This window comes from Chamaesiphon sp. OTE_8_metabat_110 (genome assembly GCF_031382685.1).
In the GTDB taxonomy this organism is placed as follows: Bacteria; Cyanobacteriota; Cyanobacteriia; order Cyanobacteriales; family Chamaesiphonaceae; genus Chamaesiphon.
The window spans coordinates 1-15,633 of sequence record NZ_JANMZA010000060.1 but is presented as its reverse complement, the minus strand read 5'-3'; the positions used below and the strand labels follow the sequence as shown (position 1 = coordinate 15,633).

14 protein-coding genes and 1 pseudogene are annotated in these 15,633 nt (G+C 46.5%); 8 read left to right on the top strand and 7 right to left on the bottom strand.

Annotation, left to right across the window (positions count from 1 at the left end; translation table 11 throughout):
• Positions 1-404: 404 nt before the first annotated feature.
• Positions 405-950 carry a translation initiation factor IF-3 gene (infC, locus tag RMO52_RS02310; protein WP_396134859.1) on the bottom strand — a complete coding sequence of 182 codons (546 nt, stop codon included), beginning with the start codon at positions 948-950 and terminating at the stop codon, positions 405-407.
• A 221-nt stretch (positions 951-1,171) separates the two neighbouring features.
• On the opposite strand from infC, the gene RMO52_RS02305 reads away from it, so the two are divergent.
• Positions 1,172-2,152 (top strand): alpha/beta fold hydrolase, encoded by a 981-nt coding sequence (locus RMO52_RS02305; RefSeq protein WP_309740593.1) that lies wholly within the window; start codon positions 1,172-1,174, stop codon positions 2,150-2,152.
• Positions 2,153-2,251: 99 nt separating this feature from the next.
• Here RMO52_RS02305 and RMO52_RS02300 read toward each other — a convergent pair whose 3' ends face one another.
• Entirely contained in the window at positions 2,252-2,602 is a 351-nt protein-coding gene (locus tag RMO52_RS02300) for a phospholipid-binding protein (protein WP_309740596.1), read from the bottom strand.
• A gap of 276 nt (positions 2,603-2,878) precedes the next feature.
• Here RMO52_RS02300 and ilvN point away from each other — a divergent pair, with 276 nt between their 5' ends.
• From ilvN to kaiC, 4 genes are all read left to right on the top strand, one after another.
• Positions 2,879-3,382, top strand: a complete 504-nt coding sequence (gene ilvN / locus RMO52_RS02295; RefSeq protein WP_309740598.1) for an acetolactate synthase small subunit — start codon at positions 2,879-2,881, stop codon at positions 3,380-3,382.
• A gap of 456 nt (positions 3,383-3,838) precedes the next feature.
• Positions 3,839-4,747, top strand: coding sequence for a circadian clock protein KaiA (locus RMO52_RS02290; RefSeq protein WP_309740600.1), 909 nt, complete (start codon positions 3,839-3,841; stop codon positions 4,745-4,747).
• 344 nt (positions 4,748-5,091) lie between these two features.
• Positions 5,092-5,406 carry a circadian clock protein KaiB gene (kaiB, locus tag RMO52_RS02285; protein WP_295617934.1) on the top strand — a complete coding sequence of 105 codons (315 nt, stop codon included), beginning with the start codon at positions 5,092-5,094 and terminating at the stop codon, positions 5,404-5,406.
• A 108-nt stretch (positions 5,407-5,514) separates the two neighbouring features.
• Complete coding sequence (kaiC, locus tag RMO52_RS02280; RefSeq protein WP_309740603.1) at positions 5,515-7,068, top strand: circadian clock protein KaiC; 1,554 nt, start codon at positions 5,515-5,517, stop codon at positions 7,066-7,068.
• 370 nt (positions 7,069-7,438) lie between these two features.
• On the opposite strand, the gene RMO52_RS02275 is transcribed toward kaiC, so the two are convergent.
• The gene (locus RMO52_RS02275; protein ID WP_309740605.1) at positions 7,439-8,893 is read right to left on the bottom strand and encodes a HAMP domain-containing sensor histidine kinase; all 1,455 of its coding nucleotides are present in this window, start codon (positions 8,891-8,893) and stop codon (positions 7,439-7,441) included.
• 227 nt (positions 8,894-9,120) lie between these two features.
• Here RMO52_RS02275 and RMO52_RS02270 point away from each other — a divergent pair, with 227 nt between their 5' ends.
• Positions 9,121-9,447 (top strand): DUF3155 domain-containing protein, encoded by a 327-nt coding sequence (locus RMO52_RS02270; protein WP_309740608.1) that lies wholly within the window; start codon positions 9,121-9,123, stop codon positions 9,445-9,447.
• 74 nt (positions 9,448-9,521) lie between these two features.
• Here the strand turns inward: RMO52_RS02270 and RMO52_RS02265 are convergent, their stop codons facing one another.
• The 3 genes from RMO52_RS02265 to RMO52_RS02255 all read right to left on the bottom strand — a co-directional run bounded on the left by RMO52_RS02265 (position 9,522) and on the right by RMO52_RS02255 (position 12,840).
• Positions 9,522-10,058, bottom strand: coding sequence for a cofactor assembly of complex C subunit B (locus RMO52_RS02265; RefSeq protein ID WP_309740610.1), 537 nt, complete (start codon positions 10,056-10,058; stop codon positions 9,522-9,524).
• Positions 10,051-11,235: a citrate synthase gene (locus tag RMO52_RS02260; protein ID WP_396134858.1), complete on the bottom strand. Its 1,185-nt coding sequence runs from the start codon at positions 11,233-11,235 to the stop codon at positions 10,051-10,053. The genes RMO52_RS02265 and RMO52_RS02260 overlap by 8 nt, the downstream gene beginning before the upstream one ends.
• Before the next feature lie 282 nt (positions 11,236-11,517).
• Positions 11,518-12,840: a four-carbon acid sugar kinase family protein gene (locus RMO52_RS02255; protein WP_310410518.1), complete on the bottom strand. Its 1,323-nt coding sequence runs from the start codon at positions 12,838-12,840 to the stop codon at positions 11,518-11,520.
• A 230-nt stretch (positions 12,841-13,070) separates the two neighbouring features.
• Here RMO52_RS02255 and RMO52_RS02250 point away from each other — a divergent pair, with 230 nt between their 5' ends.
• A complete protein-coding gene (locus RMO52_RS02250) occupies positions 13,071-14,060 on the top strand; it encodes an aromatic ring-hydroxylating dioxygenase subunit alpha (protein ID WP_309742342.1) in 990 nt (329 codons plus the stop codon).
• Positions 14,061-14,310: 250 nt separating this feature from the next.
• On the top strand, positions 14,311-14,463 hold the full coding sequence (locus RMO52_RS02245) for a hypothetical protein (protein WP_309742341.1): 153 nt from the start codon (positions 14,311-14,313) through the stop codon (positions 14,461-14,463).
• 86 nt (positions 14,464-14,549) lie between these two features.
• Here the strand turns inward: RMO52_RS02245 and RMO52_RS02240 are convergent.
• Positions 14,550-15,633, bottom strand: a pseudogene (locus RMO52_RS02240) (phosphoketolase family protein); the annotation flags it as partial.

Below are 15,633 nucleotides of genomic sequence, written 5' to 3'. Positions count from 1 at the left end.
AGTCTGTATCTTTGGGAGTATAGTCTGGCGTGTAATAAGTTAGACGGTAGTCTTGTACTCCAGCCTTGTACCCAGATTTTGCCTGAGTTTGAGTTTGCGCGTAAGCCATAAATTTCCTAACCTTCAGGAACCAGTTGACGTTTCTTGTTAAAAATAACTATATCAGCAAGTGTAATAGTTTTGGTTCGGATCTTTTGACGATCGTCATAAGACTATTTTATATGAGTACCATCGAGGGGGATCTATACAACCACAACGGTTGTGGCGTCTGAAAAAGGCAGCTAGATGCTGAGTCTAACTGCCTAAAGTCAAAAATTGTAAAATATTGTTTTTTGTTAACTTACCGTAATACTTTGATTGTACTTTAGCCGATCGATTCGCACCCACAAAAGTGGAGTCCCGATCTAGCCAACTTTTTTGGGAGATAGGATCATCATCATATTCCGACCCTCTTTTTTAGGGAATTGCTGAACTTCGGCAATTTCCTTGAGATCGTCTGCCATGCGTTTGAGCACTTTTTCGGCGAGATCGCTATGTTGGATCTCCCGACCGCGAAAAGTAATAGTTGCTTTGACTTTATCGCCAGACTTGATAAAACGATCGGCTTGACTGACCCGTACTTGGTAGTCATGTTCCTCGATCGTGTAGCGCATTTTGACTTCTTTAAGTTCGGCAGTATGTTGCTTCTTCTTCGCTTCGCGAGCTTTCTTTTCGAGTTCAAACTTGTATTTCCCGTAGTCCATAATGCGGCACACGGGTGGGTCGGCTTTGTCGCTGACTAGGACTAGATCCAATCCATTCTCATCGGCGATGCCCTGGGCTTCTTGAGGCGTAAGAATTCCTAATTGCTCGCCATCGGTACCAATGACGCGAATTTGGGGAAACCGGATGCGTTCGTTAATCTGCGGAAGATCGCGGGTGCGTCTTTTTTCGATGATGGGTGATTTAATAGCTATGGCAGTTTCGGGTGGGTAATGGGTAAGTGGTATGGTTATCCTCAGTTACAGCTACCTGTAAAATCGGTCTAAACTAAAATAGCTGAAGTTATCTAGTTGCTTATACTATATTTTACCCAAATCTAGAGAATCTGGGCTAAAGTTTAATATTTTTTAAGCTTAAGATGACCCTTTTAGGGTAATAGGGATCGATCGGTCAGATAGGAGAGTGTGGCGTGCAAGCTTGGCATCAGAAGGTAGGAAATCAGCGTGACTGGGTATGGCGAGGTTGGCAGACCCGTTATACTTATCAGCGCAGTCAGCATGAATTAGATAAAGCTCCGGTATTATTGCTGCATGGGTTTGGAGCATCGATCGGGCATTGGCAACACAATCTCGAATTTTTGACCGCAGATCGGACGGTATATGGTGTCGATTTAGTCGGCTGGGGTGGCTCGCGCAAACCCAATGTCCGCTACGATATCGACTTGTGGGTCGATCAAGTTTATGATTTTTGGCAGACGTTTGTCGGTCAGCCAATGGTGGTAGTCGGTAATTCGATCGGGTCGTTGGTGGCATTGGTCGCAGCCGCCAGACATCCGCAGATGGCCGAGAGTTTAGTGATGGTCAGTCTGCCCGATCTTTCTGCCGAGCAGGAATTAATTCCCCGAGCGCTCCAACCACTGGTAAATGGGGTCAAGCGGGTAATTTTAAATCCGCCGCTACTACGTGGATTATTTCGGGTAGTCAGTCGGCCTAAAGTTGCTAAAAAATGGGCAAAAATCGCTTACGCTAATCCAGATCGAGTCACCGATGAATTAATCGAGATATTTCTGACGCCAGCACGCGAAGTTGAAGCCCCCGCCGCATTTGTGAAGATTATGCAGGGGATGACTAGTAGCACTTTCTCACCAAATATTCGGCAGCTTTTACCCCACATGAACATCCCGATGCTGTTGCTATGGGGTCGCGAGGATCGGATGATTCCGCTTGGAACTGCGGGGATATTGCTAAAACTGAATCCCTTGTTGGAATTAGTCAATCTCGATGCCGCTGGACACTGCGCTCACGACGAAGTTCCCGATGTCGTCAATCAAGAGATTCGCAGTTGGCTAGATGCACTTTCAACTATATCGATGGCAGTAGAGCCAAGTCTTGAAGGTAGTGTCCAGAATATGGCTCCGACCGCATCTATCCTCAGTGCCGAAATTAATTAGCGCCGCAATAGCAAAGCACAATACAGGCTGTGTTGTGCTGCTATTGCCTGGAGATTGGCAAGAGTGGCGTTAAGTCAGAATTAGTTAATGTTCGGCTCCCTAGCCGATCGTCACTTGGTCGATGCTAACATCAGTGGTACCAGAAACACCGCTGGCTAACTCGACCATTTTGTCGAGAATTTCTTGACTGGGAACCGCACCTTTGAGGACGACACTACTACCAGTTTGAGCGACCCAGAGACCTTCTACATCAGTTACCTCGGCATCACCATCAAAAGCCAGCGCGACCCGTTTGGCAAGACCACTTTGGTCGTATTCGCCGTTGAGACCAACGCGTTCTGGAGCAACTTCGCCCCCAGTTTCAGGATCTGTTGCTTCTGGAGCGGGAGTAGGATTAACTTCGGCATTTGCTGGTTTTTCCATGCCAAACATTTTTTGTAAGAAACCCATGATTGCAAGACTCCATCTAAAAAAAATAAATCCTCATCATTATGTAGCGTATTTGTGAGTAAAGGCGAGGATGATTACAATTTTTTTAAGATTGTGACGATCGACAATTGTGGGAGAATATAATGCTGGAGCTGAATTAGGCTTTAGGCTTTAGGTTTTGGGCTTTAGGTTTTTTGTTTTTGGTTTTAGGCTGTAGGCTTTTGCACTAAGATACTTAGTACCTATTCCCTAACTGCTACCCTTTACCCCCTATCCCCTATCCCCTATTCCCTAATTATGAAACACACCCTGTCTGTTTTGGTTGAAGATGAAGCTGGCGTACTGACTCGGATTGCGGGATTGTTTGCCCGGAGGGGCTTTAATATCGAAAGTCTAGCTGTTGGCCCAGCCGAACAAGAAGGTCGATCGCGGGTGACAATGGTAATTAATGGTGACGAGCAGACGATCGAGCAATTGACCAAACAGTTGTACAAGCTGGTAAACATCCTTAAGGTCTCAGATCTAACGGATGTTCCCTGTGTAGAACGCGAATTGATGCTGCTCAAGGTCAATGCGAGTAGCACCCATCGCTCGGAAATTATCGAACTTGCCAATATTTTTAGAGCGCGGGTGGTCGATGTCGCTGAAGATGCGCTGACACTAGAGGTAGTGGGCGATCCAGGTAAAATCGTCGCGATCGTTCAAGTCCTCCAAAAATTTGGGATCAGAGAGATTGCCCGGACTGGCAAGGTGGCTCTATCTAGGGAATCTAAAGTTAATACCGAATATTTGAAGTTGTAAAAAATGTTAGCTATAAGAGGATGTCTGAAAAGTCTGATTGCTTCGCTTATAGGGGGTAAATCCCCCAACCCCCTTAAAAAGGGGGCTTTAAAGTCCCCCTTTTTAAGGGGGATTTAGATATCTGATTCACACCGAAAAGCCTTTTCAGACACCCTCTGAGGAGGGGTACCGATCGGTAGTAACTCTTCCAGTCGCTCAATCGCCCCCCGTTCGCGATGATGATGCGATTGGGGGCTGCCCATGATATGATTATGAAATAAATATTAAGTTTATTTGTAAAAGCGTACTCATTGTTATTAATGGTTGCGTTGCAAAAATAACATCATTGGCGATCGCTACTCAACACCAGTCGCGTCAGACCTTGTTGGGTGAGTAAAAACGCCATAACTTGCTGACTGATACCTCGATCGATCTGCCATAGCTAAATGTTCGCACCTTTGGCGAGTACAAATTATTTTGTCTGGTTCTCTCACTATTGCAGTTTTAGCAGATTCAACAGATCTGTGTCCGTTACTGAATCGGTATTTGAGTACCGAACGTTATACGGTGCGTTATTTTACCGATCGAGCAGAGTTCTTAGCACATGTAGAACTTGTCAAGCACGATCTCGATTGCTTGGTGTTCTATTCCGAGCAGCAATTGTTGCCAGCAATTAATTATCTTTACGATCGGGGTTTAATTTTGCCAGTCGCGATCGTGCATCGATTGACTTCGCCTAGCTCTGTTAGTGATGTAACTGCTCATCCGCCGATTGCGCCGATCGATTTGTCGTCCCGTAGCTATATCTATCAGCCATCTGAAGTCATTTTGGCAGTCACAGAGCTAGCGGGTATTGGAGCCGCTATCGATAAAGCCATTGCCAAGTTCTTAAATTTAACACCAATCGTGTCGAGATCCGCGAGTGTTCAGCCATCCGTAACTCACACCCAGCTTGAGATCCCAGCAACCAGCTTTTTGCTTCAACAACAACGCCGTCTCTCAGAAAAGCTCGACGAACGGTTAGGATATCTAGCCATATATTACAAACGGAACCCCAGCCAGTTTTTTCGGTATCTCGATCGCCAACAGAAGCAAGAACTGCTCGATCGATTAAAACAACAGTACCGGAAGATCGTCCTCGAATATTTTGCCGATAGCCGCCAGATCGATGAAAGTATCGATGAATTCGTCAGTGGAGTCTTTTTTCAAGATCTAGCGGTTTCGGAAATTGTCAAGATTCACATGGAATTGATGGAAGAATTCTCAGACCAGTTAAAATTGGAAGGACGTAGCGAGGAGGTTTTGCTAGAGTACCGCCTGACGCTGATTGATATTATTGCCCATCTATGTGAGATGTACCGCAGATCGGTACCGCGAGAGATGTAGTCATGCTGCTTGGCAAGCGCATTGTTCGAGTAGCTCTTGCTGGCTGGCGAAAACTTTGGGTTGTAGTTACCGATCGATGCCATCATTGTGATGGGCATTATTTCCCATCACTTGGGGATAGAAGCTCTGCTTAATTCAAGATCCGCTGCAACTCAATCTCCGATATCGATAGTAGCTACAGCTTTGCAATCCTAGCACCTAAGTCCCTCGTCATCAACAGAGTAGCGATCGGCCACCATCGATCGAGGACAATCAGGCGGTAGATATACTAAGAATACTCTGACGATCGTTACCTACTAGTAATTAACTTGAATAATTCCTAACGAGTGTTAATAATTTAAACTATGCCTCCATTAATGAAAACTTATGTCTTAAAGCTGTATGTTGCGGGCAATACACCTAACTCAGTGAGGGCATTACGAACTCTCAAGAATATCTTAGAAGAAGAGTTTAAGGGCGTATATGCTCTGAAAGTAATCGATGTACTTAAAAATCCCCAATTAGCAGAAGAAGATAAAATCCTTGCGACTCCCACATTATCAAAGGTTTTACCACCGCCAGTGCGAAAAATCATTGGCGATCTGTCCGATCGCGAAAAAGTGTTAATCGGTCTAGACCTCCTCTATGAAGAGCTATCAGAGCGTGACGGTGACTTTTAGATTGGCAATCTTGACATCAATTTAAAAGTCAATTACCGCGATCGAGCTATACTAACGAGTTATTAAGTTGAATTAGTTGTTTAGTTAGAAACATTTCCAATCTCAGCAATGACCAGTACGAATCAATTGTTAGAATTACCAGTAAATCCCCTTGGCGTGCAGAAGATTCGCACGATGATCGAGGGGTTCGACGATATCTCGCACGGTGGATTACCTACTGGGAGAACGACGATCCTCAGTGGGACATCAGGAACGGGTAAAACGATGTTAGCCGTTCAATTTGTCTACAATGGAATTCACTATTTTGACGAACCTGGCATCTTTGTAACTTTCGAGGAATCACCCGCTGATATCATCAAAAACGCTCATAGTTTTGGTTGGGATCTCCAACAATCGATCGATGATGGGAAGTTATTTATCCTCGATGCGTCTCCAGATCCAGAAGGTCAAGAAGTAGTCGGGAATTTCGATCTTTCAGCACTGATCGAGCGGATTCAATATGCCTTTACCAAATATAAAGCCAAACGAGTCTCGATCGATTCTGTCACGGCGATCTTTCAACAATATGACGCAGCATCGGTAGTGAGACGCGAGATTTTCCGGCTAGTGGCACGGCTCAAACAAATGGGTGCCACTACAATTATGACGACCGAGCGCGTGGAAGAATACGGCCCTGTCGCAAGATTTGGAGTGGAAGAATTCGTCTCGGATAACGTCGCGATCGTCCGAAATGTCCTCGAAGGCGAACGTCGCCGCCGGACGATTGAGATCCTCAAGCTTAGGGGTACCACCCATATGAAGGGTGAGTATCCCTTTACCATCACTAACCACGGTATTAATATCTTCCCATTGGGGGCAATGCGGCTCACCCAGAAGTCTTCCAACGTGCGAGTATCATCTGGTGTCAAAGCCTTGGATACAATGTGCGGTGGCGGCTATTTCAAAGATTCAATCATTCTGGCAACTGGAGCCACTGGTACGGGAAAAACGCTCTTAGTTAGTAAATTTATTCAAGAAGCTTGTTTGGCGGGAGAGCGGGCAATCTTGTTTGCTTATGAAGAGTCTAGAGCGCAATTATCGCGGAATGCTTCTTCCTGGGGAATCGATCTTGAGGAACTGGAAAAACAGGGCTTGCTTAAGATTTTGTGTACCTATCCAGAGTCTGCCGGACTCGAAGATCATCTCCAAACAATTAAGTCAGAGATTGCCGACTTTAAACCCGATCGAATTGCGATCGATTCGCTTTCAGCCCTAGCGCGGGGAGTTAGTAATAACTCGTTCAGGCAATTTGTTATCGGCGTAACTGGCTATGCTAAGCAAGAAGAGATTACCGGATTTTTTACGAATACTTCCGACCAATTTATGGGAGCTAATTCGATCACTGACTCGCACATTTCGACGATTACCGATACAATTTTGATGCTGCAATATGTCGAGATTCGGGGCGAAATGGCAAGAGCACTTAATGTGTTTAAGATGCGCGGTTCTTGGCACGATAAAGGTATTCATGAATATACAATTAGTAAAGATGGTGCCGAAATCAAAGATTCGTTCCGTAACTATGAAGGAATCATCAGTGGTTCGCCCAGTCGCATTACAGTAGATGAAAAATACGAACTTTCACGGATCGTGCGTGCAGTTAGCGATAAATCTAATGAGTAGGGAGATGGGCAGTTCGGCTATCGCTCACTGACCGGGGACGGGGGGACGGAGAGATGCGGAGATCTACCCACCCCGCCCTGTCGGGCACCCCTCCAAGGAGCTACCGTGTACACACAAGTCTAGCTGGCTTCGTTTCTAGCTTACTTGCCCCCTAAATCCCCCAATTCTGGGGGACTTTCTAGAGACTAGCTCCCCCAGAATTGGGGGTTGGGGGGCAAACAAACTGAGATTTTACTAGAGTTTCAGACTTGTGTATACACGGTAGCTCCAAGGAGGGGATTTTATTCCCTAAAGTCTAAAGCCTGCTTGGTGCGCTAAACCCTCGGGAAACCCGAGGAGCGCGCATCCGCTAAAGTCTAAAGTCTAAAACCTAATTCACTAATTGCAACCAGAGGATAAATTCCGTACCGCAATCGCTACCTGGTGGGGGGCTAGTGACTGCAATTTTACCATCCATATGCGTCACCAATTCTTTGGCGATCGCGAGACCTAAGCCAGTTCCGGCGATACTTCCTTGAGCTTGAACGCCCCGATAATGACGCGTAAATAACCGCTCCAAATCTCGATCGGGAATTCCAACTCCGGTATCCCGAATACAAATTTGGAGACTAGATCGAGTGGGAATAGTTAGTGGTGGTGAGTCAATATTTTGCAGATCTCCTCCAATATTTATCACTTCTATATCTATATCGACTTCTCCGCCTGCGGGTGTATATTTCAACGCATTATCAATGAGATTGCTCAACACTTCACGTAATGCTGCGGGATGAGCTTGAACTAACGGTAAATCGCGGGGAATGTGAGTATAAAAACTTAAGTTTCGTTCTTGGGCAATCGCTTCAGCAGATATAATTAAAGGATCGAGGACATCGGTAATTTGACAAGATTCGATCCGAAAAGCGGCATCGGGAAGTAGTAAATTGGCGCTTTGAGTTAGACTGCGATCTTCACCTGCGGGTAGTGGTTTTAAGAGATCGCCATTATTTGAAATTGCCGGGATATCGATCGCTTTCTCTAAATGTTGTAATAATTCTTGTAGCCGATCGCTTTCGCGGACGATACTATTTGCAAAGCCCCGATGGGGATCTTCTAAGTTTAGACGTTTGATTAATAGTTTGCCAAATGTCCGAATTGCCGTCAAGGGATTGCGAAGTTGATGCAGTAAATTGTGCAAGAGATCTTGCTGTTGAGATTGTAATTGTTGCTGTTGTTTGAGTTGTTGTGCCAGCCAAATTTGCTTGCGATCGAGAATACCAGCAAAAGCGATCGTTTGAGCGATATGTTGAATTTCAGTTTGCTCGGTAGAATTCCACGGCTGAGTGTCCCGCGTCGTCACCAGCAATCCCAAAATCGTCCCGTCTGAGACTAGGGGTAACAAAACCTGATGACGGTTGGTATCGGTATCGAGCGCGGCTAGTGATGATGGTGCTAGTGTCGTAATTCGCGCATCTACGGTGCTGGCGAGTTGCGGGGAGGCATAACTGGGAAATGTACTTGCCGTACCATTAGCGCCGCTGTGGGTGCCAACTGGAGGCGCCATGTACGATCGATCTGCAAGCTGGATCGTTTCCGACCAGACCACTTCGGTTTCGGGATACATCACCACTGGCAATAACTTTGATTCCCCACCATCTTCTAATTCCTCGGTCATGTAGACAATACTCGCAGTCGCCCCCAATCCTTCGCCTAACAGTCGTAACTGGGCGCGACACAAAGCCATGAATTCAGAACTCGCAGCGGTAGACACGATCGGTAGTTGCTGATGATTGGTAGTTGCTGTTAATTCATTTTGGCACGATCGGCCTAATTTGGCGACAGCAGCCAATTTTGTCGGAAGTCCAACTCCTAACTAAATTAAGATTTATGACAATTATTAAAATTTGCGATCGCTAAATGACCGAGTGAGCTTTATTTTTTCTTTATATTGCTGGCTTTGAGGAGATTAGAGGCCAATTTACCGGGGGGTTGAGTTTTTGGAATGAAGCGGATAGAATAGCGACGGCTTTTGTAACAGACATTACATCTGTCTGCACTAAAGAGGAGGTAAGGCGGTTGGCTAGAAGACGCAAACGGAAAAGTCGGAGACGTCAAGAAGGGCGGAGAATTTTAGAGCAGGTGCCACAGTTCAGCATTGAAAGTGGCGAAGATAAACCTGTTACTGCCGCACGTAAATACATCTTGTCTGAAGGGATCGCGCCACCAGCTCTGCTGCTGGTAAAACGCAACGAACATACGACCGATCGATATTTCTGGGCAGAAAAAGGTCTATTTGGCGCACAATACGTCGAAGAAAACCATTTCTTATTCCCCAGTTTACGATCGCTAGAGCCGGAAACAGAAAGTCAGCAACTAGTCACTGTTGGCAGCAGTACTTACTAATTACTGACTTTCTGAAACAAACATCTCTATTTTGACAATCGAGCACTCCAACGCGATCGCCTTGGAGTGCTTTTCTATTTTATATCTTCGCGGACACTTAATTGCAGCGCTTCTTGAAATACTGCCAGTTCATCCCGATGTCCGCTAATTTTAATCGTCGTGGCTGCTGGCGCATCGGTGAGAGCTTCGACTTTGAGGCGGACTTGCTCGGTACGCGACGATCCTTGCCAGTAAAACCAGCCCGCTAAGGGGGCAAATCCCAGCAATAACCATAAGCCATTGCCAGCGTCGGGAAAGAGCATCGAAAATACTAATGACAGGCACAGCGCCCCGATTGCCGCCAAACTCGTCAGCAGCACTGTCAAGAAGATGCTCGGGCGCACCACACCCTCAAACGTCACGATGTCAGTATCTGCCTCCACAGCCGCAATCCGGTAGGCACGCTCGGTAAAATAGGCATCGAGGCGGGGTAATAAGACGGCTTCCGAATCGGTGGATTCTAGTACCATTTGCTCGATGCGATCTTTAGTCGAAGCCCGAATAAAGAAGAACAATCCGACAGCCAAAAGGAGGGTGAGGATAAAGGTGGAAGTGAGGACGGGATTATTCATGTCTATTGTCGATCGCGATATAAGGTTGCTGATGCGATCCGGTGTAGATTTGGGTAGGCCGAAAGATCCGATTTTCTTGCAGTTGTTCGTTCCAATGCGCCAACCAGCCAGCTACACGGGCAATCGCAAACACGGGCGTAAACAAATCGGTGGGGATGCCCATCTTACGGTACACCAAGCCCGAATAATAATCGACATTGGGATAAATGCCGCGCCCGCCCAAATACTCTTCCAAGACGCGCTCTAATTCCAAGGCAATGTCATAGTAAGGATCGTAGCCAAATTTTTGAAATAATTGTTCGGCTAAATTTTGGAGAATAATCGCCCGAGGATCTTTGACGCCTTTGTAAACACGATGCCCGAATCCCATAAACTTATGCTTGGGATCTAACTTTAAACATTGCTCGACATAGGGACGAACATTGGCGACCGTACCGATCTTCTCCAACATCAGCAGTGTTTCTTCATTAGCGCCGCCATGCAGCGGGCCAGCGAGGGTGCCGACAGACGAAGCAATCACCGTATAAGGATCTGCGAGCGTCGAAGCTGTCACCCGCGCGGAAAAAGTAGACGCATTCATCGTATGTTCGGCATGGAGAATCAAACAGACATCCATGACTTTAGCGACGATCGGATCTGGCTCTTTTTCTGTCAACATATACAGAAAGTTGGCAGCATAGTCGAGATCGTCACGGGGCATGACGGGATCGTTCCCTTTTCGCATCAGTTGAAATGCGGCTACCATCGTCGGAATTTTGGCGAGCAATCTAATGATGGCTTGACCGACGTATTCAGGATTGGGTAAGGTATGGCGCGAATAAAATAATCCCAACGCAGCGGCAGAGGCTTGCAGCGCATCCATCGGATGTCCGGTTTCGGGAAAACATTTCATCATGTCTTTAATCCGATACTTGATCCGGCGATGGGAATAAATCTCGGTCGAAAATTTGTCTAGCTCGGCGTGAGTCGGTAGTCTCCCCCAAATTAGCAAGAAAGCTGTTTCGACAAAGTTGCTGTGTTCGGCGAGAGCTTGGATGGGAATACTGCGATATTCTAAGACACCTTCTCGCTCACCCAGATCGTTAGTTTGAATCCCAACATAACTAATACTCGATTTGGCAGCAGGAACTCCTTCTAATCCAGGTCTGTATTCAGGTTTGCGATCGCCTTCTGTCATAACATTTATGAATTAGCTCAGTTGTGTTTGATTTGCTGGTATCAATAATAATACCTTGTTAGGGGGTAGGGGATAGATGGGAGATGGGAGATGGGAGATGGGAGTGGATAGTGGATAGTGGATAGTGGATAGTGGGTAATGGATAGTGAATAGTGCTAGATAGCTTGGTGATTAATCATTACCCCTTACCTCTTACCTCTTACCTCTTACCTTTTACCTCTTACCTTTTACCTCTTACCTGTTACCTGTTACCTCCCCCATCCCCCATCCCCCATCTCCCATCTATCTTCCAACCAATCGCAAATAAGCGGTCGCCAAGGCATCGGCGTCGCCGACATTGCCGGGGAAGAGGATGACGGGGAGATCGGGGAATTGGGGATGATTGGCGGGGGTAACGATTGCCGAACATCCGGGGAGGATCTGACCGATCGATCGGGCTGTAGAGAGGGCTAAACCCTTGCTGAGGGTGTCATTGGAGGTGATCCCGCCTTTGCTAATCAAAAAGCCTAGATCGGGCGGAGATGAGCGAATCACATCCATTAGCAGCGCGGAGACTGCTTCGCCAAATTGGAGGCGGGCTTGAATGCTATCGAAGGTGAGTTCTTGACGACTGGTGTAAATCGCTGGGGTATTGCCAGCGGCGTGGATAGTGCGAATTTGCTCCAAGATCGATGCTAGTAGCCCAGCTCTCATCGCGGCATTTTCGGCGACGAGTTGCGAGACATCGATTTCGACACCAACGATTCCTGGAGCTTGGAGGAGCTGGGTTAATTGGTCGGTAGTTTTTTGGACATGTGAGCCGACGATGATTGCGCCCGGTTTGCCATCGCGGACGTATTTGGACATCTCCGTGGCGGGAATCGGTTGGGGGCCTAAATTGGCTAGAGACGTGAGAATACTCGCCCCACTGCGGAACAGGAACTTTTTGCCCTGACTGACGGCGGCGAGGATATCTGTCGCAAACCTGTCGAAATCGGATTGCTGCTCGCCATCGACCACACAACACCGATTGCGCTCTAATTGCATCAAGCGATCGAGACTACCATTACGAACTTCAGCGAGTAAGAATTGTACCACGCGATCGGCGGGAATCTGACCGTGAGTTTTTTCGGCAACATAATCGGGCAAATAACTATGACTGTAAGCAAAGACCGAATCCCGCGCAAACTCAGTTTTATGGACGGGAGTTTCGACCCCATCGACGATCAGATAATGGATACTATCGCGGGTAATCCTACCCCCTTCAAAAAAGGCAGGCATCAAGAAGTGCGCGTCAAAACTACCCAATTGGGCGGCAATGACATCCGTCTCGATCGGGTAGTGTCCGCGTAGGGTAGAATCCGATCGACTCACGACTAAAAAGTCAGTCAGGTTTAGTTCGGCGAGGGCGATCTTTAAATTGCGACACACTTCTTGGGTAACGGCGGCGGCTTGAGTGGGTGTCAGCGCCCGCGTATTAGTCAAAACAAAGAAAATCGGCACGGTATCAGTCAACCCGAGTTTCAATGTTGGCACGTCCCACTGGGTTAAAAGCAGACAACTATGCACTGTTTGCGACCCAGTGGGGTCGTCATCGAGGACAATGATTTTGGGTTGACTAGTCATAGTTAGTTGGCGATCTGAAGATGTTTGCCTGTGTCCTCAATAATATCGCTAACTTGTTGACCGATCCACATCGCGGTCAAAACTACTAACCCGCTCGCCACAATCTCGATCGAGTTTAGAATTTAACTACTCAATTTTTAGTTATTCAGCGGCTAAAAAGTGACTTTTGCTACCTTTTGCCCGAACGTCCAATTATTAGCGATTTCTGCCTCCAAATTGAAGTCAATCACATGTTTAAAAATTGTTGGTATGCCGTCGAGTTTAGCAATCTTATCTCCACCAGTCCCAAACTCCTAAAAATCCTCGATCGCGAATTAGTCCTCTATCGCACTACCACCGGACAGATTCAAGCGATGAATAATACTTGCGTCCATCGTGGCGCTGCGCTGTCGCAGGGCACTGTCAGCGGTGATTGTATCGTCTGTCCGTATCACGGCTGGCACTATCAACCAGATGGGATTTGTGTCAAAATCCCGGCAAATTCACCAACTGCCACGATTCCCAAACAAGCGCAAATGACTGCCTATCCAGTTCGCGAAAAATATGGCTGGATTTGGGTATTTTTAGGCGATGATGCGGTGAGTGAATTACCCACGCTGCCCAACTTTCCCCAACTAGAATCGGGAGAATTTAGAGCGATTCAGGGTGAATTTAATTGGAATGCAAATTACGAACGCGTCCTCGAAAATGGCTTGGATTTTGCTCATGCACCCTTCGTTCATGCTGGCGCTTTTGGTAATCCCGATCTCCCCGAAATTTCCGACTTAGCGATCGAGCATTATCCCCACGGCGCAAGTGCTACTGTCAGTCTCGCCGCCACACCGCCCAAAGGTTTATGGCGATTTTTACTCAAAGGCGATCGCGCACCCATCAAAACTCGCACGGGATTTGTCTTACCAAATATAACATTTCTCGAAGTTTATCTACCCCTTGGACGCTTGATAATTTGGACGGCACACGTACCCTTAATCCAAACTTTACCAGGCAAGATCGAGATACATACTACTGTCAGTAGATGGCAAAACTTCCGCACTTTTTTCACAGGTAAATGGGCAGATCGAGATGCTTACAATCGCACTATTAAAATCTTCGAGCAAGACAAACCAATCGTCGAATCTCAGCAACCGCAAATAATTCCCACCGATCTCCAAGCCGAAATTTACGTCGCCGCCGATGCTCTGCAATTGCAATATCGTAAACTGCGAATGGGCAGAGGGTAGAGGTAAAAGGTAAAAGGTAAAAGGTAAAAGGTAAAAGGTAAACTATCTACCGCTATTCACTATCCACTATCCACTATCCACTATCCTCTACTCTTTACCCTCTATTCCCTATTCCCTATCCCCTATCCCCTATTCCCTATCCTAAACTTTAGTGACATAGGTTACAGTTATTCTCAGTATACATGCCATAATTGGGATATCAAGACGAATTAGCAGCTATAAGCATGTAAATAGAGGAGGAATGGTGAGTATGATGGAAAAAGTATTTTTGGCGATCGCGATCGCCTGCTCACTATACTTAAATATCCAAATCAAACCACAACCAAGAGTGCTTGAAGCTGGTGTCAATTATCCAACCGAGAGTTTACACCAGATTCAACCAGTAGTAATGATGACGATTTAAATATAGTATAAAAATTAGGATAGGAGCAGGTAAACTGCCCCTATCCTAATTTGGTGGATAATTAATAATTAATTATTAATTATTAATTAATTTAAGCCTTGCCAGTTCCAGTTTGAGACTTCGGGTAGATCCATCCCGTGAGTATAGGCATATTGACGGCATTCGATTTGACGATTTTTGAGCTGTTCTTTGGTGTGGCTACCCGCCGATCGTAATTTGGGGACGCGATCGATCGCATCGATGGCAATGCTAAACCGATCGATTTGATTATTTATGGCTAATTCTAACGGGGTATTGATATTTCCTTTTTCTTTATAGCCGCGTACGTGTAAATTATCGTGATTGGTGCGGCGATAAGTCAAGCGATGAATCAACCACGGATAACCGTGGAAATTGAAAATAATCGGTTTATCGGTTGTAAATAAACCATCAAAATCGCGATCGCTCAAACCGAGCGGATAGTCGGGTGGTGCTTGCAGTGCAAGCAGATCGACGACATTAATAAATCGAATCTTGAGATCGGGAAATGCAGTGTGTAAAATATCCGTAGCCGCGAGTGCTTCTTGAGTCGGAATATCCCCAGCACACGCGATAATAACATCGGGTTCGACACCGCGATCGGTACTCGCCCATTCCCAAATCCCAATCCCCTTAGTGCAGTGCGCGATCGCTTCATCCATCTTCAGATATTGGAGGTGAGGCTGCTTGTCTGACACAATCGCGTTAATTTGATTGGTGGTATTAAAGCATAGATTCGCGATCGCCAGCAAACAATTCACATCCGGCGGTAAATAAATTCGCACCACCTCCGCACTCTTATTAGCAACGACATCTAAAAAGCCCGGATCTTGATGGCTGAAACCATTATGATCCTGTCGCCACACCGTCGAAGTAATCAACAAATTCAACGAAGAAATATCCGCCCGCCACGTTAATTTACGCGAAATTTCCAACCACTTCGCATGTTGGTTGAACATCGAATCGATAATGTGAACGAACGCCTCATAAGTCGATAATAAACCATGTCGGCCCGTCAACAGATAGCCCTCCAGCCAGCCCTCTAAGGTATGCTCGCTGAGAATTTCCATCACCCGCCCATCGAGAGCTAATTCAGCTCCGTCAGCGTCTTCCGGCAGGTACTGACCCCACCACACCTTTTTAGTGGCTTCA